This window comes from Micromonospora sp. DT228 (assembly GCF_049841595.1).
Taxonomy (GTDB): domain Bacteria; phylum Actinomycetota; class Actinomycetes; order Mycobacteriales; family Micromonosporaceae; genus Micromonospora.
This window is the reverse complement of record NZ_JBNCKO010000001.1, coordinates 432,411-454,658: the sequence shown is the minus strand read 5'-3', so window position 1 is coordinate 454,658 and position 22,248 is coordinate 432,411. Positions and strand designations below refer to the sequence as shown.

Below are 22,248 nucleotides of genomic sequence, written 5' to 3'. Positions count from 1 at the left end.
CGAGACGCCGCTAACCGGTTACGGTGACACTGCACAGCGCGTGTCGACGCGCCGGTGCCACCCGCCCGGGTGGTGGAAAGGCAGACACGGCCGCCTTAAAAGCGGCTGCCGCAAGGCGTGCGGGTTCGACCCCCGCCCCGGGCACCCCCCTCAGCTCGACACATTCTCATTCGTGATCACCAGGACTAGGCTGCGCCGTTTACTCTTGGAGGGCACGTTCACGTGCACACGACCCCCTGAGGGAGGCCAGACAGTGAAGACCTCGAACCCGGTGCTCGCCCGGCTCGGCCAGGCGGCCGAGCGGGAGCGTTCCGCCGGGTACGCCCCGGCCGGGCCGTACGGACAGCCCGGCATTCCCCAGCAGTACCCGTCCCAGGCCGGTTACCCGGCCGCGCCGCCCACCGTGGCGCCGATGACTGTCGACGACGTCGTCGTCAAGACCGTCGCTCTGCTCGGCATCCTCGGCATCACCGCCGCGGCAGCCTGGGTGCTCGTGCCCGACGCGCTCGTCGGCACCGCCTGGATCGGCGCGGCAGTGGTCGGGCTGGTCCTCGGTTTGATCATCTCGTTCTCCCGGATGGCCAACCCGGCCCTCGTCATCGCGTACGCGGTCGTCGAGGGTGTCTTCGTCGGCATGGTCAGCAAGGCGTTCGAGACGCTCTACGACGGCATCGTGCTCCAGGCGGCGGTGGCCAGCTTCGGCATCTTCTTCCTGATGGCGATGCTCTACCGGGCGAAGGTCATCCGGGCCACCCCGGCGTTCGTCAAGGGCATGATCGCGGCGATGGTCGGCCTCTTCGCCGTCATGATGATCAACCTGGTGCTGGCGCTGTTCGGCGTCAACACCGGCCTGCGTGACGGCAGCCCGTTGGCCATCGGCTTCAGCCTGGTCTGCATCGTGGTCGCCTCGCTGAGCTTCGTGCTCAGCTTCAAGGAGATCGAGGACGGCGTCCGGATGGGCCTGCCGCAGCGCTACTCCTGGGTGGCGGCGTTCGGCATCCTGGTCAGCCTGGTCTGGCTCTACATCGAGATCCTGCGTCTGCTGAGCTACTTCCAGGGCGACGACTGACCTCGTCCGCACTGCCGACCGGCGCCCGCTCCCGCTTCGGCGGGGGCGGGCGCCGTCGTCGGCGCCGTTTCCCCGCCGCCGCCGGCCCGTCCGGGGCAGAGTGACTGCGAGGGCGTGACACAAGCCCTGGGGGTACGCGGGCCAAGGAGGCGGCGGTGCGCAGCAACAACCCGGTGCTCAACCGGCTGGACGAGACCGGCCGGGTGGAGTCCCGGGTGCTCGGTGCCCGCGACGTCGAGCCGATGACCGTCGACGACGTGGTGACCCGTACCGTCGGGTTGTTGCTGGTCACCGGTGTGGCGGCGGCGGTGTCCTGGGCGGTGGTCCCGGACGCGGCCTGGCTCGGCGCCGCGCTGGCCGGCAGCGCGCTCGCCTCGATCGCGCTGGTCCTGGTCATCTCGTTGCGGGGCATCACCAATCCGGTGCCGATCGTCGGCTACGCCGTGCTCCAGGGCCTGCTGCTCGGGGTGGCGAGTCGCACCTTCGAGCAGGTCTACCCGGGCATCGTCGTGCAGGCGGTGGCCGGCACGTTCGGCGTCTTCCTCGGCATGGCGGCGCTCTACCGGGCCCGGGTGATCCGGGCGACGCCCCGGCTGGCCCGCCTGGTGATCGGGACGCTGCTCGGGATCGCCGTGCTCAGCGTGGTCAACCTGGTGTCGTACCTGATCTCCGGCCGGTCTGCTCTGGCGGTCTACAGCGTCAGTGGACAGGTGGGCTGGCTGCCGTACGCCTTCTCGGTGGTGGCCATCATCGCCGGTGCGTTCAGTTTCATCCTGGACTTCGACCTCGTCGAGCGCTCGGTGCGCGACGGTCGACCCCGCCGGTACGCGTGGCTGAGTGCGTTCGGCCTGCTCACCGGCCTGGTTTTCCTCTACTGGCAGCTGCTGCGACTGCTCAGCTACCTGCGTCGCTGACCGGCGCGCGGGTCGGCCGTAGACTCGGCGGCGATGAGCGCAGCGGAGTTGGAACAGGCCGTACGGTTGCTGGTCGGTCAGGTCGGGCACTGGCAGCAGCCGCGCTGGGCGGCCGTCGCGACGACCGGCAACGTGCCCCGCGCCGACCTGGTGCACCGGTTGGTGCAGGAGCTCGCCAACCTGGCCGCCGACGCCGAGGGCACACCGCGCCGGAGCGTGCCCCGGCTCGACAACGATCTGGCGCTGCCCGACCAGTTGCGGGTGGTGACGGCCGACCTGCGGGCCGCCGGAGCCGGCGACGAGGTGTTGGCGCGGGCCGCCGCCGAGGTGACGGCGACCCGCAGCGCGCTCTGAGGCCCGCGGGGCGGGCCTGCCTCAGCTCAGCTCAGCCGTTCGAGCACCATGGCCATGCCCTGGCCGCCGCCCACGCACATGGTCTCCAGACCGATGGTCTTGTCGTGCCACTCCAGGGCGTTGAGCAGGGTGCCGGTGATCCGGGCGCCGGTCATACCGAACGGGTGGCCGACCGCGATCGCGCCCCCCATCACGTTCAGCTTCTCCTCCGGGATGCCCAGCTCGCGGTAGGACGGAATGACCTGCGCCGCGAAGGCCTCGTTGATCTCGACGAGGTCGACGTCGTCGATGGTCATGCCGGCCCGGCGCAGCGCCTGCCGGGACGCCTCGACCGGCCCGAGGCCCATGATCTCCGGCGACAGGGCTGTCACACCTGTGGAGACGATCCGGGCCAACGGGGTCAGCCCCAACTCCTCGGCCCGCTGGGCGCTCATCACCACGACGGCTGCCGCGCCGTCGTTGAGCGGGCAGCAGTTGCCCGCGGTGATCCGACCATCCGGACGGAACACCGGCTTCAGGCCGGCGACCGCGTCCAGGGTGACGCCGGCCCGGGGGCCGTCGTCGGTGCTCACCACGGTGCCGTTCGGCGTGGTGACCGGGGTGATCTCCCGGGCCCAGAGGCCGTCGGCGATGGCCTTCTCGGCGAGGTTCTGGCTGCGTACGCCGAACTCGTCCATGTCGGCGCGCGTCACGTCGTACACCTGGGCCAGGTTTTCCGCGGTCTGCCCCATGGTCAGGTAGATGTCGGGCAGCTCACCGGCCTCGCGCGGGTCGGTCCACACCTCGGCGCCGCCCTGCGTGCGGCGCTTCGAGCGCTCGCTGGCCGCCCCGAAGCGCGGGTTCTCCCAACCGCCGCCGACAAGCGCCTGCGCCTCGGGCGGCAGCCCGTCGGAGCTGCCCCGGGCATAGCGGGAGACCATCTCCACGCCCGCGGAGACGAACACGTCACCCTCGCCGGCCCGGATCGCGTGCATCGCCATCCGGGTGGTCTGCAACGACGAGGCGCAGTAGCGGGTCAGGGTGGCACCGGGCACAGTGTCCAGACCGAGCAGGGTGGACACCACCCTGGCCATGTTGAAGCCCTGCTCGCCCCCGGGCAGGCCGCACCCGAGGTAGAGGTCGTCGATGGTGGTCGGGTCGAGCGCGGGGATCTTGTCCAGTGCGGCCTGGACGATTGTCGCGGCGAGGTCGTCGGAGCGGACGTCGCGCAGGGACCCCTTGTGTGCCCGGCCGATGGGGGAGCGGGCGGTGGCGACGATGACGGCGTCGCGGGACGACTCAATCGGCATGAGCCAACGTTAACCCGTCAGTAACATGGCGCGGAAGGAGCCGGCGCGGCGGGAAATGTCACCCGACCATGGAGTTATAGCGCCGACTCGCCGGTCGGACGAGCAATAACTCCATGATCAACGGCGAGAGGCTGGCCGGGGACGATCTAGCGCCGGGTCGCGACCGTCGCCGCGGCGACGATGGCGGGCAGCAGCGCGTGCGCCCACACCCGGTAGCCGTCGGCGGAGGGGTGGAAACCGTCGTGGCAGAGCGTCCCCGCGTCGGCCCGGAACACCGGCCCGGTCTCGGTGGCGAGGTCGACTACCGAGCCACCGGCGTCCAGCACGGCGGCGGTCTGCGCGCGGGCCATCCGACGCCCGGACCAGCCGATCACCTGGCGCAGTGGCGGTGCGATGGCACGCACCGCGCCGAGGTCGGGGCAGGTGCCCACCACCACCTCGACCCGCGCCTCCCGCAGCCGGTGCACCGCAGCGGCCAGATAGGCCGCCGCGTCGGAGGGGCGGCGCAGCCCGGTGGCGTCGTTCGCGCCGATCAGGATCAGCGCCACGTCGGGTCGTTCACCGAGCAGGGCTCGGGCCACCTGGGTGGCGAGGTCCGTCGAGCGGGAACCGGAGACGCCGACGCTGGACAGGTGCACGCGTCGACCGGTCGGGCCCTCGGCGAGCAGGTTGGCCAACTGCCCGCCGATGGTGTCGTCGAGACGGTCGACGCCCACGCCGAGCGCCGACGAGTCGCCGAGCAGCACCAGCCGCAGCGGCGGAGCGCCCGCCCGGCCGATCGTGGCCCGCAGGGCCAGCCCCAGCTCCGGTTGGGCGTAGCGCCGGTGCCGGGCGACGAACGCCTCCCCGGCCAGGACGGCCGCGCCGCCCACGGTGCCGGCGAGCAGCGAGAACGCCGCCGCCCGGCCCAGTCGGCCGGCGAGGCCCGCGGTCGTGCCCCGCTCGCTGCGCTCGTTCATGCCAGTCCCTCCACTGTCGAGGCGTCCGGGGCGGATCCGTGCTGCGGCACCGCGCCGACACCGAAGAACGCCCGGCGGCGCAACTGCGCCCACCGGCCGGCCGGCCCCCGGTCGCGGCCCCGGACCTGGGTGCCACTGACCTCGGTGCCGGCGTGCCGGGCCGCCTCCGCAGCGGCCTCCGGCAGCGACCGTACGCCCTCTCCCCACGTCGGTGTGGTCCGTCGTTCCTGCCCTGCGCCGAGCGCCGACAGCATCGTCGGCAGGAGCGCGGCGGCGGCCATCGCGTATCCCTCGGCGGAGGGATGGAACCGGTCCCACGCGAACATCCGGGTCGGCTCCGCCGTGAACCGGGGGCCGAGGAGATCACCGAGAGAGACCGTCCAACCGCCCGCCTCCACCACGGCGACCGTCTGGGCCGCGGCGAGTTGGCGGCTCCACCGGTGCGCCAGCCACCGCAGCGGGGGCTGGATCGGGCGGATCGCACCCAGGTCGGGGCAGGTGCCGACGACCGCCTCGCACCCGGCGTCACGCAGCGTGTGCACCGCCTCGACGAGGTAGCGCACTGCCAGCCCACGCGGGGTCCGGTTGGTGATGTCATTGCCGCCGATGAGGATCACCGCGATGTCGGGTCGGCACTCCAGCGCCGCTTCCACCTGGTGGCGCAGCGCCGCGGAGATGGCACCGACCACCGCGAAGCGGTGCAGTTGCACAGGCCGGTGCAGTCGACGGGACAGCCCGGTGGCGAGCAGCGCCCCGGGCGTCTCCCGACGGCGGTGCACCCCGTAGCCGGCGGCCGACGAGTCACCGAGCACGACCATGGTGAGGGCCGGGCCGGGGAACTTCGCGCCGTAGATCCCGTCGATGCGCGGTGGCGGCGCCTCGGCCATCGGGATGGTGCGCCGGGCCTGCCGGGCCTGGCCGAGCAGCACCCCGCCGGTCGCCACCGCGGCCGCCGCGGTGGCGCCTGTCCCGATCGCCGCCAGGCGGGCGAACCGCAAGGTCTGCCGCCAGCGCTCTCCGGGTACGACGGAATCAGCCACCCCCATACCGCGACATTATCGCGCCGCCCCGACATGCCGCTGTCGTCGTGACGGCACCCGAGTGCCTGGAAACCGACGCGACGGGGTATCCGTAGGGCGGAGGCCGGCGGACTTGCGCCGACCCGCCACGCTGATCCGGCGGAGAGGAGCGCGACGATGGGGAAGACACTGAAGCGCAGCGCGGCCTTCGCGGCCCTGGCGCGGGCACTGACGGCAGGGGCACGCGGGGGGCCGTCGCTGGGCACCCGCCTGGCCGCCCTGCCCCGGATGATCCGGGCCACCACCAAGGGGGAGTACGACGGCGGCCTTCGGCTGGCCCTGATGACGGCGGCGACGGCGTACATCGTCTCGCCCATCGACCTGCTCCCGGAGATCCCGCTGGCGATCTTCGGGCTGGCCGACGACGCGGTCATGATCACGTGGTTGGCGGGCAGCGTGCTCGCCGAGACCGATCGCTTCCTCCAGTGGGAGGCGGGGCGCAGCTCGGTCATCCCCGGGGGGCTGGTGCCCTGACGACACGTACGCTGGACGGCGAGGAAACGTCTGCCCGGCCGCCGTTGCCGGCGCCGCAACGAAGGGCACACCGTGCAGTTCTACGACAACGTCGTCGACATGATCGGCAACACCCCGCTGGTCCGTCTGCGTAACGTCACCGCGGGCATCCAGGCCACCGTGCTGGCCAAGGTGGAGTACGTCAACCCGGGCGGCTCGGTCAAGGACCGGATCGCGCTGCGGATGGTGGAGGACGCCGAGGCCGCCGGCCTGCTCAAGCCCGGCGGCACCATCGTCGAGCCGACAAGCGGCAACACAGGTGTCGGGCTGGCCCTGGTGGCCCAGCTCAAGGGCTACAAGTGTGTCTTCGTCTGCCCCGACAAGGTCAGCCAGGACAAGCAGGACGTGCTCCGGGCGTACGGCGCCGAGGTGGTGGTCTGCCCGACCGCCGTCGCCCCGGAGGACCCGCGCTCGTACTACAACGTCTCCGACCGGCTGACCCGCGAGATCCCCGGCGCCTGGAAGCCCGACCAGTACAGCAACCCGGCCAACCCGCGCTCGCACTACGAGACCACCGGCCCGGAGCTGTGGAAGCAGACCGAGGGCGGGCTCACCCACTTCGTGACGGGCGTCGGCACCGGCGGCACCATCTCCGGCATCGGCCAGTACCTCAAGGAGGCCTCCGAGGGTCGGGTGCGCATCATCGGGGCCGACCCGGAGGGTTCGGTCTACTCCGGCGGCACCGGCCGTCCGTACCTGGTGGAGGGTGTCGGCGAGGACTTCTGGCCGGAGACGTACGACAGGGGTGTCGCCGACGAGATCGTCGAGGTCTCCGACAAGGCGTCCTTCGAGATGACCCGGCGGCTGGCCCGCGAGGAGGGGCTGCTGGTCGGCGGTTCCTGCGGGATGGCGGTGGTCGCCGCGCTGGAGGTCGCCCGCAGGGCCGGCCCGGACGACGTGGTCGTGGTGCTGCTGCCGGACGGCGGTCGGGGCTACCTCTCCAAGATCTTCAACGACTCGTGGATGGCCCGGTACGGCTTCCTCGACAACTCCGGCGCCGAGCCGACCGTGGCCGACGCGCTGGCCAGCAAGCCGGGCGGGCTGCCCGAGCTGGTGCACGTGCACCCCACCGAGACGGTTCGCGACGCCATCGACTACATGCGCGAGTACGGCGTCTCCCAGCTGCCGGTGCTCAAGGCAGAGCCGCCGGTGGTGACAGGTGAGGTGGCCGGCTCGATCGCCGAGCGGGACCTGCTCGACGCGCTCTTCACCGGCCAGGCCCACCTGCACGACACGATCGAGCGGCACATGGGCGACCCGCTGCCGATGATCGGTGGCGGCCAGCCGGTCAGCGAGGCGGTCGGCCTGCTGGAGAAGTCCGACGCCGCCCTGGTCCTGGTCGACGGCAAGCCCAAGGGAGTCCTCACCCGCCAGGACCTCCTGTCCCACCTCGGCGCCCACTAGCCCAGCCCCAACCCCGCCCCGCCCTCCCCCCGTTGCCCGTCGATCTTGCGCTTTCTGTCCCCGCATATGCCGCATAAACGACATACGCACGACAGAAAGTGCAAGATCGACGCAGTGGGGGCGGGGCAGGGCAGGGCGGGGTCAGGGTGGGGCAGGGCTAGAGGGGGCGGGTGTAGCGGAGTTGGCGGGTTGGTGCTGATCCGATCGCCTCGTCCCGTTCGGTGCCCGTCGGGGTCCAGCCGCCGCGCTCGTAGAAGGCGCGGGCGTGCGCGTTCTCCCGCAGCACCCAGAGCACCGCGCGCCGCCAGCCACGGGCCCGCATGGCCTCCAACGTGTCGACCATGAGCGTGCGACCGGTGCCTCGGCCCTGCTCGGCAGGGTCGAGATGGATCGCGTTGAGTAGCCCGGTGGCGGGGTCGTCCTCGTCGTCCGGACCCAGGTAGCTGAACCCGACAAGCGCCCCGGCCCGTTCGGCCACGGTCATCCGGTGGTTGTCCCGCTCCCACTGCCACCGCTCCGCCCAGTACCGCCCCATCGCCTCCGGCGTCGGGTCGGCCAACGCCTCGGCCGGCAGGAAGGCGGAGTACGCGGCGATCCGGGAGCGCTGGTGCAGGGCTCCCACCGCCATCATGTCGCGAGCGGTCGCGGGGCGGAGCGAGACGGTCATCCGGCCGAGGCTACCCGGCGGGGTGGGAGCTGCACCGTGGTCAGGTCCTCGGCGATGATCAGGTCGCCGTCGAAGTGCGCGCGGGCCTCGTCGTGGAACCGGCGCGGGTCGGAGTAGCGCTGGGAGAAGTGGGTGAGCACGAGCCGGCGTACCCCGGACTCGGTCGCCACCCGGGCGGCCTGCGCCGCGGTCAGGTGGCCGGCCTCGGCGGCGAGCGCGGCCTCCGACTCCAGGAAGGTCGACTCGATGACCAGCAGGTCGGCGTGCTCGGCGAGGGCGTACACCCCGTCGCAGAGGCCGGTGTCCATCACGAACGCGAACCGCTGCCCCGGCCGGGGGACGCTCACCTCGTCGCGGGTGACGCGACGTCCGTCGAGGTCCAGGTGCCCGACGCGGATCAGCTCGCCGACTGCCGGCCCACTGATGCCGTACGCGGACAGCCGCTCCGGCAGCATCCGGTGGCCGTCCGGCTCGACCAGGCGATAGCCGTACGTCTCGATGGGGTGCCGCAGTCGGCGTGCCTCCAGGGTGCCGCAGCCCAGCGCGATCCGCTGCCCGTCCTCCTCGATCGGGGTGACGTCCAACTCGGCGGTCTCGTGAAAGGAGGTGGCGTGCCGCAGCCGGGCGAAGTACTCGGCGCCGCCCGCCGGGAAGTGCACGGCGACCGGGTGCGGCACCCGGTCCAGGGAGAGTCGCTGGATGGTGCCGGGCAGGCCGAGGCAGTGGTCACCGTGGAAGTGGGTGACGCAGATGCGGGTCAGGTCGGTGGCCGTGACCGTGGTGTGGAGGAACTGGCGCTGGGTGCCCTCGCCCGGGTCGAAGAGGATCACCTCGTCGTCCCAGCGCAGCACGTACCCGTTGTGGTTGCGCTGACGGGTCGGCGCCTGGCTGGCCGTTCCGAGGATCACCAGCTCGCGCATGGACATCGCCGCTCCCCGGAGATGGAGCGACCCCCGGGGCGCTCCGCGCTGGTGCGCGGGCCGGCTGGACTTGGCCGGCACCCCGGGGGTCGGGTGGCTGTCGTGGATTCGCCGCACCGCTGCCACACGGTCTCGACGATGGTGCTGGTGCCCGCCTCGCGGCGGACCGATCACTGTCGAGGACAGCGGCTAGCTGACAGCCACCTCACGAGTCCGATTGCTATACAAGTCTGGACCACCTCCCTTCACGTGTACGGCCACGTTATCGAGTCCCGGCGAGGCTCCGCAACGGATTTGAATCACAGGCGGAGCGGGAAGCTCAGCTGTCGAGGATGCTCCGGGTTTGGTAGCCGCCGTTGAAGGCCCGGTCGCCGCTGTCGCACCAGGCGGATGCGGTCTGCTTGTTTGGGATGACCCAGACCCAGGAGGAGTAGCGGTCGTAGTCCGGCGCCCAGGAGACGTCGCAGCGGACCTTCGCCCGGAACGTGCCGGCACCGCCCCAGCAGGTCGCGTAGCCGGTACGAGAATCGCTGTAACCGCTCGTGCAATTCTCCGGGTAGCCGGGCGGCCCGGCCTGCGCGCTACCCGCGGTGAACAAACTGGCAGCGATGCCGATCGCGACAGTTAGCACCGCCGCGTGGATTGCCCGTCGTTTTCCCATGCCGACTTCCTCCCGTTGGGTGGTCGCCCCGCCAGACTGCGGGCGAGGCGACTGAAGTTTATGGATCATGGGAGCTGTCGGCAACGAGCTGATTACGCCACGAGATATCGGTTGTCTCGCATATCCACGGAGAAAACCTGGCGTCGTGCGGGGTCGCCGCCAGGTGGCCGAAAACGGGACCGGGCCCACGGTGTGACGAACACACCGTGGGCCCGGAGCTGGACGACAGGTTTCAGCCGCCGACGCGGGCCACGCCGACCGGGCAGCTCAGCCCGTTCGGGCCGTGGTTGCAGTAGCCGTTCGGATTTTTGGTCGGTGCCAGGTACTGCTGGTGGTAGTCCTCGGCGAAGTAGTAGCTGCCGAGCGGAGCGATCTCGGTGGTGATCTCACCCTTGCCGGCCCGGCTCACGATCGGCTGGAACGCGTCCCGGGACGACTCGGCGATGGTCCGCTGCTCGTCGGTGGTCGTGTAGATCGCCGAGCGGTACTGGGTGCCGACGTCGTTGCCCTGGCGCATGCCCTGGGTCGGGTCGTGGTTCTCCCAGAAGACCTTCAGCAGGTCCTCATAGTTGATCTTGCTGGGGTCGTACACCACCTGGACGACCTCGGCGTGCCCGGTCCGGCCGGAACACGTCTCCTCGTACGTCGGGTTCTTGGTGCTGCCACCCGCGTACCCGGCGGAGGTGGTGTAGACGCCCGGCAGCGTCCAGAACAGCCGCTCGGCGCCCCAGAAACAGCCCATGCCGAAGACCGCTACCTGCAGGCCCTCCGGGAACGGGCCCTTCAACGGGGTGCCCAGCACCTCGTGGCGGTCGGCGACCGGCATGGCGATCGGACGGCCCGGCAGGGCCTGGTCGGGCGAAACCATCTCAGCGTTCATACGGCGCAAAAACACGTGGGGATCTCCTCTCGTACCTCTCCCAGCGTGTAACACCGGTGGGTCCACCTTCCTTACCCGCGCCGGTGTGACTCAGGCCCCGCCCGGGAGTGCGGCGGCAACCCGTTTCGCGTAGGCCCCGGCCTCGGCGTCGTCCTCGTAGCGGGTACGCGGCCAGAAGAAGCCCCGCAGCCCGTCGCCCTTGGTTCGTGGGACCACGTGGGTGTGCAGGTGTGGGACGGACTGGGACACCTTGTTGTTCATCGCCACGAACGTCCCACCGGCGCCCAGGCCGGTCTCCACGGCCACCGCCAGGTGCTGGACCAGCGCGAAGTAGCCGGGCAGCAGGTCCGCCGGCAACTCGGCAAGGGTCACCAGGTGGACTCGGGGCACCACAAGCACATGCCCCTTGAACACCGGTCGGGTGTCCAGGAACGCCACCCCGTCCGGTGTGTCGGCCACCCGGAACGCCGGCACCTCACCCGCCACGATCCCGCAGAACACGCAACCGCTCATCGGCTCAGGCTATGCCGGGGCGGACGGACCACGGTGCCCCCCCACGCATGCATCGACTGTGATAGTCATAGACAAGTCTGGATAAGCACACGGGGGGAAGACGTGCTGTCGCGACAGCGACGCCCGGCCGGTCGGCCGAGGCGGGCTGCCGCGTGGACGGCGTCCGCACGGCGACGAGCCGATTCCTCGTGTCGACCTGACGACCCCGGCTGTCCGGGTCCCGTTCGTCGAACCTCGAAAGGACGCACCTTGCTCATCAGAAGACGCCCGACCCTGGCCCTGGCCGCCCTGACCGTCGGGCTGCTGACCGCCGCGATCTCGACCCCCGCCCAGGCGGCTCCCGCGCAGACGGCCACCCCGCTGTCGCTGCCGGGGGTGGCCGACGTGGTGTCGGCCGGTGACCGGGTCTTCGTCAGTGGTGGCTACTCCTCGACCGAGGTCGTGGTGACCAGCGCGACGGGCACCGTGGTCGGCACCCTGTCGGGGCTGCCCGGCCCCAGCGACCTGCTGCTCAGCGCCGACCGGCAGACGCTCTACGTGGCGCTGCCCAGCGCCAACGCCATCGCCGCCTTCAACACCGGGTCGCTTGTCGAGTCGGCCCGGTACGACACCGGCGAGGGGGAGTGCCCGTCGTCGCTCGCGTTGACCGGGCGCTACCTGTGGTTCGGCTACGGCTGTGACCAGTGGGGCGGCAACATCGGCCGGATCGACCTGGGACGCCAGCCGGCCCTGGTGACCACCGGGGTGGCCACCGGCCAGGACTTCTACGACGCCCCGCTGCTGACCGCCGCCAGCCAGAACCGTTCGGTGTTGCTGGCCGGGCAGCCCGGGTTGAGTCCCGCGTCGGTGTACGCGTACACGATCGGCGCCGGGGGCGCACTGAGCGCACCCCGGGAGAACGACTTCATGGCGGTCGGCAGCAACCTGCGAGACGTCGCGCTCGACCCCACCGGCACCACCGTCTTCACCGCTTCCGGCTCCCCGTACAAGGTGCAGGCGTTCCCGTTCGCCGACATCAGCACCCCGTCGGCGACCTACGACACCGGCGCGTACCCGAGTGCGGTCGAGGTGTCCCGCGACGGCACCAAGGTCGCCGGCGGAGCGGACGCCTCCTATGACCCGGACGTGTTCCTCTTCCGGGCCGACGGCACCGAGCTGGCCCACTTCGAGCTGAACGACGAGCTCAGTCCGGGCGCGCTGGCCTGGGCGCCCAACGGAGCCCGGGTCTACGCGGTGTCCTACGACTGGACCGGCGTCCGCCCGGTCACCCTGCACGTCCTGCCCGTTCCGGCCGGCTGACCGGCTCGCCGGCGGATCGTCGGCGTGTGCGGGGCCGGGCCAGACGGTCCGGCCCCGCCCGGGAGCGCGGGTTCCGTTCCAGCCCTCTGCGTCGGGGCACTAGCCTCACCAGAATGACCCACGGCTTCGACACGCTCGCGATCCACGCCGGTCAGGACCCCGAGGCGCGGACCGGCGCGGTGATTCCACCGATCTACCAGACCAGCACGTACGCCCAGGACGCCGTCGGCGCGCCCCGGCTCGGCTACGAGTACAGCCGCTCCGGTAACCCGACCCGCGACGCGCTCCAGGAGTGCCTGGCAGCGCTGGAGGGTGGGCCGGTAGGGCTCGCCTTCGCCAGCGGTCTGGCGGCGGAGGACGCCCTGCTGCGGACCGTCTGCCAGCCGGGCGACCACGTGGTGATCCCGGACGACGCCTACGGCGGCACGTACCGGCTGTTCGCCCGGGTCGCCCAGCGCTGGGGCCTGGAGTTCACCCCGGCGAAGGTCTCCGACCCGGCGGCGATCCGGGCGGCGATGCGGCCCGGCCGCACGAAGATCGTCTGGCTGGAGACGCCGACCAACCCGCTGCTGGGCATCGCCGACATCGCCGCCCTGGCCGCCGTGGCACACGACGCGGACGCGCTGCTGGTGGTGGACAACACCTTCGCCTCGCCCTACCTGCAACAGCCGATCGCGTTCGGCGCGGACGTGGTGGTGCACTCCACCACCAAGTACATCGGCGGGCACTCCGACGTGGTCGGTGGCGCCCTGGTCGTCGCGGACGCCGCGCTCGGCGAGGAGCTGCGCTACCACCAGAACGCGATGGGCGCGATCAACGGCCCCTTCGACGCCTGGCTCACCCTGCGCGGCATCAAGACCCTCGGCGTACGCATGGACCGGCACTGTGACAACGCCGAGCGGCTGGCCGCATACCTCGACGGGCACGCCAAGGTGGCCCAGGTGCTCTACCCCGGGCTGCCGTCGCACCCTGGTCACGAGATCGCCGCCAAGCAGATGCGCCGGTTCGGCGGCATGATCTCGTTCCGTGCCGCAGGTGGTGAGGAGCACGCCGTGGACATCTGCAACCGCGCCAAGCTCTTCATACTCGCCGAGTCGCTGGGAGGCGTGGAATCCCTGATCGAGCACCCGGGTCGGATGACACACGCAAGTGCTGCCGGCTCGCCGCTTGAAGTTCCCGGCGATCTCGTGCGACTGTCTGTCGGCATCGAGACGGTCGACGACCTACTCGCCGATCTGGAGCAGGCGCTGGGCTGACCGCTGGGGAGGATGGCCGTGCAGGACATCATGGCGACCTGGGTCGGGGCGACCGCCAAGCAGATCGCCCGGGGCGTACGCCGAGGTGACGTGTCGGCCACGCAGGTCGTCGCCGACCACCTTGAGTACATCACCCGCGCCGACCGCGAGCTGGCCGCGTTCCGCGTCGTCCGCGGCGGTGAGGCGATCACCGAGGCGGAGAAGGTCGACGAGCAGGAGGACCTGGCCAACCTGCCACTTGCCGGGGTGCCGGTGGCGGTCAAGGAGAACACTCCGGTCGCCGGCCTGCCCACCTGGAACGGGTCGGCGGCGGCACGCAGCGACGTCGCGGAGGCCGACCACGAGGTGGTGCGCCGGTTGCGCGGTGCCGGCGCGGTGATCCTCGGTGTGACCCGGATGCCGGAGCTGGGGCTGTGGGCGGTCACCGACGACGACCACGCGGTGACCCGCAATCCGTGGGACAGCACGCGTACCCCCGGTGGGTCCTCCGGTGGCGCGGCCGCCGCGGTGGCCGCCGGGCTGGTGCCGATCGCGCACGCTAACGACGGACTCGGCTCGATCCGGATCCCGGCGGCCTGTTGCGGGCTGGTCGGGCTCAAACCGGGCCGAGGTGTGGTCCCCTGCCAGCTCGGCGCGGACGACTGGTTCGGCCTCACCGAGCACGGCATGCTGACCAGCACGGTCGCCGACGCGGCGGTGGGCTTCTCGGTGCTCGCCGGCCGGCGGCCCGAGAAGCTGGTTCCGCCGCAACGGCTGCGGGTGGGTGTCTCGCTGCGCTCCCCGGTGCGGGGTGTCGCACCGGACGCCCCCAACCGGGACGCGGTCGCCGCCGCCGGTCGGCTCCTCGCCGCCGCCGGGCACGACACCGTACCGGCCGATCCGGTCTATCCCACCGCGCTGGGCCTGCAGGGCATCGCCACCTGGCTCGCCGCCGCCGCCACCGACGTGCGGGCCGCCGGGTTGGACCGCCGGGGCCTGCAACGGCGTACCCGTCGGCACGTCGCCTTGGGCGAGTGGGCGCAGCGTCGCGGTTACGTGCGGGAGGCGGATCGGGCCGCGTGGCGGCAACGGTCTGTCGACTTCTTCACCGACCACTCGGTCGACCTGCTGCTCACCCCGGCGCTGGCCAGCGCGCCACCGGAGGCGGCACGCTGGTCCGACCGGTCCTGGCGGGCGAACATGACAGCCAACATCCGGTACGCCCCGTTCGCCGCGCCGTGGAACATCGCCGGTCTGCCGGCGATCGTGGTGCCGGTGGGCCGCCGCCCGGACGGTCTGCCGGTCGCCGTGCAGATCGTCGGTCCGCCGGGCTCGGAGCTGCTGCTGCTCGGTGTGGCCGGCCAGTTCGAGATGGCCGCACCGTGGGCGCGGCACGCTCCCGGTTACCCCCGGGTCGGAACAGGGTCGCCGGCTGCCGCGTGATCGTCTACGGTGTGCGCGCATCATCGCGCGGACCCGGGGGCTGTCATGCACTGCCAGACCTGTGGGGGCCCCACGTCCCCCGAGCACAACGAGTGCCAGCGGTGCTACACGCCGCTGGGCCAGCCCGCCGTCACACCCGGGCTGCCGACCTATCGGGTACGCGGCATCGGTCTGGCATCGCCCGCGCGGCGCCAGCGTGGCCGAATGGGCCAGTCCCGGGTGGGCCGTTCCCGGGTGGGCCGTTCCCGGGTGGGCCGTTCCCGGGTGGGCCGTTCCCGGGTGGGCCGCTGTCGGACGCTCCCGCGCCGACCGTGACCCCGCCGGGGCCGGAGGGCCAGTCCCGGACATGATCCACTCGGGCTTGCGGATATCGCGCCGTCACCGCCCGGTTGATACCGCGATAGCAGGGATGTCGGGTGGATCAACGCACCGGGCCGGGACACCAGTCGAGGCCGGTGTCGCCGCAGAGGGCTCCGGAGGCGGGTGGCACGATCGGGGCATGACGGAACTGGTCGGTCTCGACGACGTGCGGGCTGCACGGGAACTGCTCGCCGGTGTCATCCGGACCACCCCGCTGGAGCCCTCCCGCCCGCTCAGCGCGGCACTTGGCGGGCCGACCTGGCTCAAGTGCGAGAACGTGCAGCGCGCCGGCTCGTACAAGGTGCGCGGCGCGTACGTGCGGATCTCCCGGTTGTCGGCGGCGGAGCGGGAGCGCGGCGTGGTCGCGGCGAGCGCGGGCAACCACGCGCAGGGCGTGGCCCTCGCCGCGGGCCTGGTCGGCACGCACGCCACAGTCTTCATGCCGGTAAACGCGCCGCTGCCGAAGGTGGCCGCCACCAAGGGGTACGGCGCGCAGGTCGAGTTCGCGGGCAACACCGTCGACGAGTCACTTGTCGCCGCGCAGACCTACGCCGAGCGCACCGGAGCGGTGCTGATCCACCCGTTCGACCACCCGGACGTCATCGCCGGCCAGGGCACGGTGGCGCTGGAGATCCTCGAACAGTGCCCGGACGTGAAGACGATCATCACCGGGGTCGGTGGCGGCGGCCTCATCTCGGGCATGGCGGTCGCCGCGAAGGCGCTGCGACCGGACGTCCGGATCATCGGCGTCCAGGCGGCCAGTGCGGCGGCGTTCCCTCCCTCGCTGGTGGCCGGGGAGCCGGTCCGGCTTCCGGCGTTCTTCACCATCGCCGACGGCATCGCGGTCGGTCGGCCCGGGGAGATCACCTTCAACCACGTGCGCAAGCTCGTCGACGAGATCGTCACGGTCTCCGAGGAGGACATCTCCCGGGCGCTGTTGATGCTGCTGGAGCGTGGTAAGCAGGTGGTCGAGCCGGCCGGGGCGGTCGGCGTCGCCGCACTGCTGGCCGGCGTGGTCGAGGTGGAGACGCCTGTGGTCGCGGTGCTCTCCGGCGGCAACATCGACCCGCTGTTGATGCTCCGGGTGATCGAGCACGGTCTGGCCGCCGCAGGTCGCTACCTGCGGGTGACGGTGCGCTGCTCGGACCGGCCGGGACAACTGGCGTCGCTGCTCACTCAGATCGCCGAGCACCGGGCCAACGTGGTGGACGTGGAGCACCAGCGCGCCAACCCGCACCTCAGTCTCGGCGAGGTGGAGGTGGCGCTGTCGGTGGAGACCCGGGGCGTGGAGCACTCGGACACGCTGATCAGCGCCCTACGGGCCAGCGGCTACCAGGTGGTCTTCGCCGCCGAGGCGTGACACCTGTGGGTGCCACGCCTCGGGGCGGTGCGTCTGAGCTGCGGTGGAGCCGGCGACGTCAGCCGGAGAAGGGCTCGAAACTGACAACTGTCACCTTGATGTCGGCGCCGCTGGGTGCCGTGTAGGTGCAGGTCTGCCCGGGCCGACCGCCCAGGATCGCCTTGCCGAGCGCGGACTCGGGGCTGTAGACGGTCAGGTCGGTGGTGGCCGCGATCTCCCGAGAGCCGAGCAGGAAGGTCTCGGTGTCGTCGGCGTCGTCGTCGAAGTAGATCGTCACGACCATGCCGGGCGACACCGCGTCCGCGGTCGGCGCCTCGCCGACCTTCGCGGTGCGCAGCAGCTCCTGCAGGTAGCGGATGCGTCCCTCGGCCTTGCCCTGCTCCTCGCGGGCGGCGTGGTAACCGCCGTTTTCCCGCAGGTCGCCCTCCTCGCGCCGAGCGTTGATCTCGGCGGCGATCGCCGGACGGTTGGCGATGTGCTCGTCGAGCTCGGCCTGGAGGCGGTCGTGCGCGTCCTGGGACAGCCAGGTGGCGGGCGCCTCGTTGCCAGTGGACACAGGCGTTCTCCTCAGTTGTGCGTGGCTGGCTGACAGGTGAACTACCAAGTTACCAGTGCGGTACGACACAGCGTGTCGGCCATCACCGCGGGTGTCCGGATCCGACACCCCGGGTAGGCACCCTCCGAGGCCTGTCGCTGAGGCTGTTGTGGCAGCTCAGGCCGGGGGTCGGCAGCGCAGAACCTCGCCGATGAACGGCCGCGCGGTGGTGGTCAGGCGGTGCCGGGTCGTGACGTGCCGGTCGCCGGGCTGGGCGGTGACGGTGATCTGGTCACGGGCCACCTCGGCGCCCGCGCGGTCCCGGGCGCGCAGCACGCAGACCGCCGAGCCGCCCGCGGGCACGGTCACCCGAAAGTCGACAAGCACCTGAGTGTCCGTGATGTCGGTGTAGGTGATCACCTGGGCGTCGTAGACCGGATCGCCGTACTGGCGGTAGAGCCGCACCGAGATCACGGTAAGCGTCGCCACGAGCGCCAGCAGCACCAGCGCGGCGAGCAGGCTGCGACGGCGTTCGCCGCCAGGCGCCCGGCGACGGCCGTAACGTCCGGCGGGAAAAACCGGAGCGCCTGGCGAAAGTGTGGCGTGCGTCTCGGTCACCGGCGGGTATCTCCTGGCGTTGTTGTCGGCGGCATCGGCAAGAATGACAGAGTCCATCCTCCCACCCGGTCCAGCGGCAGGAATGGCAGGTCATGCCCTGCGGTGCTGGCCGGCGACAGGGTGCGGTGAGCAACGATCCCCGGCAGGTCAGCCGGTCGAGCCCGGTCGGGTCCACCGGCCGGCACAGACGAGGAGTGCCGAAGTTGGCAGAGCAGCTGCGACTCATGGCCGTGCACGCGCACCCCGACGACGAGTCGAGCAAGGGAGCGGCGACCATGGCCAAGTACGTCGCCGAGGGCGTGGACGTCCTGGTGGTGACGTGCACCGGCGGGGAGCGCGGCAGCGTGCTCAACCCCAAGCTCGACCGTCCCGACGTCTGGGCCAACATCGGCGAGATCCGCCGCGCCGAGATGGACGCCGCGCGGGCGATCCTCGGCGTCGATCAGGCCTGGCTCGGCTTCGTCGACTCCGGGCTGCCCGAGGGCGACCCGCTGCCGCCGCTGCCCGAGGGCTGTTTCGCCCTACAGGACGTCGAGGTGGCCGCCGGCCCGCTGGTGCGGCTGATGCGCGAGTTCCGTCCGCACGTCGTGACCACGTACGACGAGGAGGGCGGCTACCCGCACCCGGACCACATCATGTGCCACAAGGTGAGCATGGCCGCGTTCGAGGCCGCCGGTGACCCGGAGCGCTACCCGGAGCTGGGCGCGCCCTGGCAGCCGCTGAAGCTCTACTACGACATCGGCTTCTCCAAGGCCAAGATCATGGCGCTGCACGAGGGCATGCTGGCCGCGGGCAAGGAGTCGCCCTACGAGGAGTGGCTCAAGCGCTGGGAGGACCGGCCCGACAAGGGCCCACGGATCACCACGCGGGTGGAGTGCTCCGAGTTCTTCCCCGTCCGCGACGACGCGCTGCGCGCCCACGCCACCCAGGTCGACCCGGACGGCTTCTGGTTCCACGTGCCGATGGAGTTGCAGCGCCACGCCTGGCCGACGGAGGACTTCGAGCTGGCCCGATCCATGGTCGACAGCCCGCTGCCCGAGTCCGATCTCTTCGCGGGGGTGCGCGAGACGGCGCACGCGCGCTGATTCCGGGCAGGGCTACCCTGGTTACCAACCGCACATCGGAGGAACGCCATGCTGACCGCTGCCCAGGTGCTCGCGGAGAACAACTTCGGTGACACCCGCACGGGTGGTCTGGCCGGGCCGATGGGCCTCTTCCTCATCCTGCTGCTGGCCGCCGCGACCATCCTGCTGATCCGCAACATGAACGCTCGGCTGCGCCGCCTGCCGGACCGGTTCCCGCAGCAGGCGGGGCCGGCCGACCCGACCAGGGCCGACGCTTCAGTCGTCGATCCGACAGACGGGACCGCGGGGCGCGATTCATCCACTGCCGGCCCCAATGGGCACCAGCAGCACCGGAACGGGTAGCCAGCGCGTGAATCACGCCCAACCGGGTGGTCGCCCCCTGTTGCGGCCACCCGGTTTGGCTTAGCCTTCCGCCGGGGGACCAAAAGTCCCCGAGCCGTGTGCGGGAGGGGGCGCCGATGACCAACACAGCACCGGCCGCCCGCCGCATCATCGGTCGGTCGGCTGACGGGGGAGGTCGATGACCTCCGGTCCGGCCGGCGACTCGTTCGACCGGCTCGGGGCGCGGGGCACACCGGGCCGCCTGCTCGTGCTCACCGCCGCCGTCACCCTGACCGCCCTGGTCGCCGCCGCGGTCGGGTTGACCCTGCCCGCCAGGCTGCCGGCCGACGACCCCCTCGGCGGGCCGGCCCGATTCGGCATCGCGGTCGGCGTGCTCGCTCTCGCCCAGCTCGCCCGGCTGCGGTTCCGGTCGGCCGCGGGCATGGTCAGCATCACCTGGGGCGAGGCGGCGTTGATCGTCTGCCTGCACCTGACGCCGGCCGGCTGGCTGCCGTCCGCCACGCTGCTCGGCACCGGCCTGGCCTGGACGATGCTCTCACTGCACACCGACCGCCGCCCGGCCCTGGAGATCCTTCGGATCGCCGCGTCGCTGGCCGCCGCCACGGCGCTCGCCGTCTCCGTGGCCACCGCGCTCGGGCAGCCGTTGCTCGCCCCGCCCACCCCGACGCTGGCGTTGGCCGTGATCGCCGGGTCGGTGACCTACCTCCTGGTGACGGCCTGGCTGGGTGGGGTGACGCTGGGCCTGCGGCACGGGCTGCCGATCGGGCCGCCGCTGCTCGCCGCGCTGCGCGGCAAGTTGTTGATGTTCGTCGGCAACGTCGCGGTCGGGCTCGTGGTCGTCGCCCTGCTGGAGCTCGACCCACGGTGGTTGCTGTTGCTCCCACCACTGCTGTGGCTGCTGCAACAGACCTACCGCTACCGGCTGCGCTCCGATCAGGAGCGCCGCAGTTGGCGAGCGTTCGCCGAAGCCACCGCGGCCCTCAACCAGCTCGACGAACGAGGTGTGGCAAGCGCGGCGGTCACCGGGGCGCTGACGCTGTTCAACGCCGAACTGGTGGACGTCGACGTCGCTCGGACCGACGGCCGGTGGCACCGCTACCGGGGAGACGCCACCGGCCAGTTCGTCGACCGGGAGACCGACCCACCGGACCACTCCGAGCCGGACGAGCACGAGCTGAGCCGGGCACTGTCGGTCGGCGCCGCTCCAGTCGGTCGGCTGCGGGTGCGGTTTCCCCGCTCCGCCCCACCCAACGCCCGGGAACGCGACGCGGTGGCCGCGTTCGGTGACGCCCTCGCTGCCGCGCTGCACGACGCCGCGACCCACCGGGAGCTGCGGCTGGTCACCGCCCGTTCGTCGTACGAGGCGGTGCACGACCCGCTCACCGGGCTGTCGAACCGGGCGGCAATGCTCGGCAAGGGCGATCAGTCGTTGCGACAACTCGCGCACGATCACCCGGTGGCGCTGCTGCTGCTGGACATCAACCAGTTCAAGGAAGTCAACGACACCCTCGGTCACGCCGCCGGCGACCAACTGCTGCGACTGACCGCGAACCGGCTCAGTGCGCTGGCCCGCCCCGGCGACCTGCTCGGCCGCCTCGGCGGCGACGAGTTCGCCCTGCTGCTCACCGCGGTCCCGGTGCTCGGTGACCGGGCCGCCCCGATTGCCCACGCACTGCGTCAGGCCCGCGAGATCGCCGAGCGACTGGCCGCGCCGACCGAGGTGGCCGGCGTCCGGATGTCGATCGAGGTCTCCGTCGGGGTGGTGGTGGCCGACGCCGGCACCGCCGACCTGACCGAGCTGCTGCGCCGGGCCGACATCGCCATGTACCAGGCCAAGGAGGGCGGCGGCAACGTCGCCTCGTACGACGGCACCCGCGACGCGGCCAGCACCGATCAGCTTGCCCTGCTGGCCGAGCTACGCGAGGCGCTGAAGGTCGACGACCAGTTGGTGCTGGCGTTGCAACCGGCTGTCGACCTGGCCACCGGCGCGCCCACCGGGGTGGAGGCGCTGATCCGCTGGCGGCATCCCCGGCGCGGGTGGTTGACCCCGGCCGACTTCATCCGTCCGGTGGAAAACAGCGAGCAGCTCGGCACGTTCACCCGCTACGTGCTGGACAAGGCCCTCGGCGTGGCCGCCGGTTGGGCCCGGGAAGGGCTCGACGTCCCCATCTCGGTCAACCTGTCGGCGCGCAGCCTGCTCGACCCCCGGTTGCCGGCGGAGATCGCCGAGGCGCTGCGCCGCCATCAGGTGCCACCGCGCCGACTGGTCCTGGAGATCACCGAGACGGTGGTGATGAGCGAGCTGGAGATCATCGACGAGGTGCTGGCCACGCTCCGGTCGATGGGCGTGCAGCTCGCGGTCGACGATTTCGGCACCGGCTTCTCGTCGCTGACCTTCCTCACCCGGATCGCGGTGGACGAGCTGAAGGTGGACCGCTCGTTCGTGATCCGGATGACGGACTCGCCGGAGGCCGCCGCGATCGTACGGACGACCGTGGGGCTCGCCCACGAGCTGGGGCTGCGCGTGGTCGCCGAAGGGGTCGAGACCGCCGAGCAGCGGCTGGCCCTGGCCGAGCTGGGTTGCACCTCCGCGCAGGGCTACCACTTCTTCAAGCCGATGCCGGCCGACAAGATCGGCGCGGTGCTCGGGTCGCTGCGCGACTCGGCGGAGTCGAACGTGTTCCGGCTGCGCGCCGACGGCGCCTCCTGACCGGAGGAATCAGGGGTTAACAGATTCTGCGCAGCGGAG

At 71.7% G+C, this 22,248-nt stretch carries 22 protein-coding genes and 1 tRNA gene; 13 read left to right on the top strand and 10 right to left on the bottom strand.

The features are described 5' to 3' along the window. Positions 1 to 63: 63 nt before the first annotated feature. The 4 genes from ACLQ29_RS01935 to ACLQ29_RS01920 all read left to right on the top strand — a co-directional run bounded on the left by ACLQ29_RS01935 (position 64) and on the right by ACLQ29_RS01920 (position 2,337). Positions 64 to 144: transfer RNA gene (locus tag ACLQ29_RS01935), tRNA-Leu, on the top strand. A 109-nt stretch (positions 145 to 253) separates the two neighbouring features. Further along, positions 254 to 1,069, top strand: a complete 816-nt coding sequence (locus ACLQ29_RS01930) for a Bax inhibitor-1/YccA family protein (protein WP_357241764.1) — start codon at positions 254 to 256, stop codon at positions 1,067 to 1,069. Between the two features lie 155 nt (positions 1,070 to 1,224). Next, positions 1,225 to 1,983 carry a Bax inhibitor-1/YccA family protein gene (locus ACLQ29_RS01925; RefSeq protein WP_425769946.1) on the top strand — a complete coding sequence of 253 codons (759 nt, stop codon included), beginning with the start codon at positions 1,225 to 1,227 and terminating at the stop codon, positions 1,981 to 1,983. A 33-nt stretch (positions 1,984 to 2,016) separates the two neighbouring features. Beyond that, positions 2,017 to 2,337 (top strand): hypothetical protein, encoded by a 321-nt coding sequence (locus tag ACLQ29_RS01920; RefSeq protein WP_425769945.1) that lies wholly within the window; start codon positions 2,017 to 2,019, stop codon positions 2,335 to 2,337. 26 nt (positions 2,338 to 2,363) lie between these two features. Here ACLQ29_RS01920 and ACLQ29_RS01915 read toward each other — a convergent pair whose 3' ends face one another. The 3 genes from ACLQ29_RS01915 to ACLQ29_RS01905 form a co-directional block, all read right to left on the bottom strand. Further along, positions 2,364 to 3,626 carry an acetyl-CoA C-acetyltransferase gene (locus ACLQ29_RS01915; protein WP_425769944.1) on the bottom strand — a complete coding sequence of 421 codons (1,263 nt, stop codon included), beginning with the start codon at positions 3,624 to 3,626 and terminating at the stop codon, positions 2,364 to 2,366. A 146-nt stretch (positions 3,627 to 3,772) separates the two neighbouring features. Then, positions 3,773 to 4,585 carry an SGNH/GDSL hydrolase family protein gene (locus tag ACLQ29_RS01910; RefSeq protein WP_425769943.1) on the bottom strand — a complete coding sequence of 271 codons (813 nt, stop codon included), beginning with the start codon at positions 4,583 to 4,585 and terminating at the stop codon, positions 3,773 to 3,775. Then, positions 4,582 to 5,631 carry an SGNH/GDSL hydrolase family protein gene (locus ACLQ29_RS01905; protein WP_425769942.1) on the bottom strand — a complete coding sequence of 350 codons (1,050 nt, stop codon included), beginning with the start codon at positions 5,629 to 5,631 and terminating at the stop codon, positions 4,582 to 4,584. The genes ACLQ29_RS01910 and ACLQ29_RS01905 overlap by 4 nt, the downstream gene beginning before the upstream one ends. A 150-nt stretch (positions 5,632 to 5,781) precedes the next feature. On the opposite strand from ACLQ29_RS01905, the gene ACLQ29_RS01900 reads away from it, so the two are divergent. Further along, positions 5,782 to 6,138, top strand: a complete 357-nt coding sequence (locus ACLQ29_RS01900; RefSeq protein ID WP_393366484.1) for a YkvA family protein — start codon at positions 5,782 to 5,784, stop codon at positions 6,136 to 6,138. A gap of 72 nt (positions 6,139 to 6,210) precedes the next feature. After that, a complete protein-coding gene (locus ACLQ29_RS01895) occupies positions 6,211 to 7,581 on the top strand; it encodes a cystathionine beta-synthase (RefSeq protein WP_393366486.1) in 1,371 nt (456 codons plus the stop codon). A 157-nt stretch (positions 7,582 to 7,738) separates the two neighbouring features. On the opposite strand, the gene ACLQ29_RS01890 is transcribed toward ACLQ29_RS01895, so the two are convergent. The 5 genes from ACLQ29_RS01890 to ACLQ29_RS01870 form a co-directional block, all read right to left on the bottom strand. Next, positions 7,739 to 8,248 carry a GNAT family N-acetyltransferase gene (locus ACLQ29_RS01890; protein ID WP_393366487.1) on the bottom strand — a complete coding sequence of 170 codons (510 nt, stop codon included), beginning with the start codon at positions 8,246 to 8,248 and terminating at the stop codon, positions 7,739 to 7,741. Next, complete coding sequence (locus ACLQ29_RS01885) at positions 8,245 to 9,174, bottom strand: ribonuclease Z (RefSeq protein ID WP_425769941.1); 930 nt, start codon at positions 9,172 to 9,174, stop codon at positions 8,245 to 8,247. The genes ACLQ29_RS01890 and ACLQ29_RS01885 overlap by 4 nt, the downstream gene beginning before the upstream one ends. Positions 9,175 to 9,487: 313 nt before the next feature. Next, positions 9,488 to 9,829 (bottom strand): hypothetical protein, encoded by a 342-nt coding sequence (locus tag ACLQ29_RS01880; protein ID WP_425769940.1) that lies wholly within the window; start codon positions 9,827 to 9,829, stop codon positions 9,488 to 9,490. Positions 9,830 to 10,061: 232 nt separating this feature from the next. Continuing rightward, a complete protein-coding gene (gene msrA, locus ACLQ29_RS01875) occupies positions 10,062 to 10,724 on the bottom strand; it encodes a peptide-methionine (S)-S-oxide reductase MsrA (RefSeq protein WP_425769939.1) in 663 nt (220 codons plus the stop codon). Positions 10,725 to 10,799: 75 nt separating this feature from the next. Continuing rightward, positions 10,800 to 11,222, bottom strand: coding sequence for an HIT family protein (locus ACLQ29_RS01870; RefSeq protein WP_425769938.1), 423 nt, complete (start codon positions 11,220 to 11,222; stop codon positions 10,800 to 10,802). 249 nt (positions 11,223 to 11,471) lie between these two features. Here ACLQ29_RS01870 and ACLQ29_RS01865 point away from each other — a divergent pair, with 249 nt between their 5' ends. The 4 genes from ACLQ29_RS01865 to ilvA all read left to right on the top strand — a co-directional run bounded on the left by ACLQ29_RS01865 (position 11,472) and on the right by ilvA (position 16,919). Then, on the top strand, positions 11,472 to 12,521 hold the full coding sequence (locus ACLQ29_RS01865; RefSeq protein ID WP_425769937.1) for a hypothetical protein: 1,050 nt from the start codon (positions 11,472 to 11,474) through the stop codon (positions 12,519 to 12,521). A gap of 113 nt (positions 12,522 to 12,634) precedes the next feature. Next, positions 12,635 to 13,777, top strand: coding sequence for a cystathionine gamma-synthase (locus ACLQ29_RS01860; protein WP_425769936.1), 1,143 nt, complete (start codon positions 12,635 to 12,637; stop codon positions 13,775 to 13,777). 12 nt (positions 13,778 to 13,789) lie between these two features. Further along, a complete protein-coding gene (locus ACLQ29_RS01855; protein ID WP_425769935.1) occupies positions 13,790 to 15,199 on the top strand; it encodes an amidase in 1,410 nt (469 codons plus the stop codon). 499 nt (positions 15,200 to 15,698) lie between these two features. Beyond that, positions 15,699 to 16,919: a threonine ammonia-lyase gene (gene ilvA / locus ACLQ29_RS01850; RefSeq protein ID WP_425769934.1), complete on the top strand. Its 1,221-nt coding sequence runs from the start codon at positions 15,699 to 15,701 to the stop codon at positions 16,917 to 16,919. Positions 16,920 to 16,977: 58 nt separating this feature from the next. Here the strand turns inward: ilvA and greA are convergent, their stop codons facing one another. Further along, on the bottom strand, positions 16,978 to 17,475 hold the full coding sequence (gene greA, locus ACLQ29_RS01845; RefSeq protein WP_099850624.1) for a transcription elongation factor GreA: 498 nt from the start codon (positions 17,473 to 17,475) through the stop codon (positions 16,978 to 16,980). A 156-nt stretch (positions 17,476 to 17,631) separates the two neighbouring features. Beyond that, entirely contained in the window at positions 17,632 to 18,072 is a 441-nt protein-coding gene (locus ACLQ29_RS01840) for a DUF4307 domain-containing protein (RefSeq protein WP_425770150.1), read from the bottom strand. Positions 18,073 to 18,275: 203 nt separating this feature from the next. Between ACLQ29_RS01840 and mca the strand changes: the two genes are divergently transcribed. From mca to ACLQ29_RS01825, 3 genes are all read left to right on the top strand, one after another. Next, positions 18,276 to 19,157: a mycothiol conjugate amidase Mca gene (gene mca, locus ACLQ29_RS01835; protein ID WP_393366501.1), complete on the top strand. Its 882-nt coding sequence runs from the start codon at positions 18,276 to 18,278 to the stop codon at positions 19,155 to 19,157. A gap of 48 nt (positions 19,158 to 19,205) precedes the next feature. Then, on the top strand, positions 19,206 to 19,499 hold the full coding sequence (locus tag ACLQ29_RS01830) for a hypothetical protein (protein ID WP_425758203.1): 294 nt from the start codon (positions 19,206 to 19,208) through the stop codon (positions 19,497 to 19,499). Between the two features lie 178 nt (positions 19,500 to 19,677). Beyond that, positions 19,678 to 22,209 (top strand): putative bifunctional diguanylate cyclase/phosphodiesterase, encoded by a 2,532-nt coding sequence (locus ACLQ29_RS01825; protein WP_425769932.1) that lies wholly within the window; start codon positions 19,678 to 19,680, stop codon positions 22,207 to 22,209. Positions 22,210 to 22,248 lie beyond the last annotated feature (39 nt).

Excerpts from the sequence above, each read along its gene's own strand:
- ACLQ29_RS01920 (WP_425769945.1), top strand. The coding sequence starts at position 2,017 with ATGAGCGCAGCGGAGTTGGAACAGGCCGTACGGTTGCTGGTCGGTCAG.
- ACLQ29_RS01915 (WP_425769944.1), bottom strand. The coding sequence starts at position 3,626 with ATGCCGATTGAGTCGTCCCGCGACGCCGTCATCGTCGCCACCGCCCGC.
- ACLQ29_RS01910 (WP_425769943.1), bottom strand. The coding sequence starts at position 4,585 with ATGAACGAGCGCAGCGAGCGGGGCACGACCGCGGGCCTCGCCGGCCGA.
- ACLQ29_RS01905 (WP_425769942.1), bottom strand. The coding sequence starts at position 5,631 with ATGGGGGTGGCTGATTCCGTCGTACCCGGAGAGCGCTGGCGGCAGACC.
- ACLQ29_RS01900 (WP_393366484.1), top strand. The coding sequence starts at position 5,782 with ATGGGGAAGACACTGAAGCGCAGCGCGGCCTTCGCGGCCCTGGCGCGG.
- ACLQ29_RS01890 (WP_393366487.1), bottom strand. The coding sequence starts at position 8,248 with ATGACCGTCTCGCTCCGCCCCGCGACCGCTCGCGACATGATGGCGGTG.
- ACLQ29_RS01885 (WP_425769941.1), bottom strand. The coding sequence starts at position 9,174 with ATGTCCATGCGCGAGCTGGTGATCCTCGGAACGGCCAGCCAGGCGCCG.
- ACLQ29_RS01880 (WP_425769940.1), bottom strand. The coding sequence starts at position 9,829 with ATGGGAAAACGACGGGCAATCCACGCGGCGGTGCTAACTGTCGCGATC.
- ACLQ29_RS01870 (WP_425769938.1), bottom strand. The coding sequence starts at position 11,222 with ATGAGCGGTTGCGTGTTCTGCGGGATCGTGGCGGGTGAGGTGCCGGCG.
- ACLQ29_RS01860 (WP_425769936.1), top strand. The coding sequence starts at position 12,635 with ATGACCCACGGCTTCGACACGCTCGCGATCCACGCCGGTCAGGACCCC.
- ACLQ29_RS01855 (WP_425769935.1), top strand. The coding sequence starts at position 13,790 with ATGGCCGTGCAGGACATCATGGCGACCTGGGTCGGGGCGACCGCCAAG.
- ilvA (WP_425769934.1), top strand. The coding sequence starts at position 15,699 with ATGACGGAACTGGTCGGTCTCGACGACGTGCGGGCTGCACGGGAACTG.
- ACLQ29_RS01830 (WP_425758203.1), top strand. The coding sequence starts at position 19,206 with ATGCTGACCGCTGCCCAGGTGCTCGCGGAGAACAACTTCGGTGACACC.
- ACLQ29_RS01825 (WP_425769932.1), top strand. The coding sequence starts at position 19,678 with ATGACCTCCGGTCCGGCCGGCGACTCGTTCGACCGGCTCGGGGCGCGG.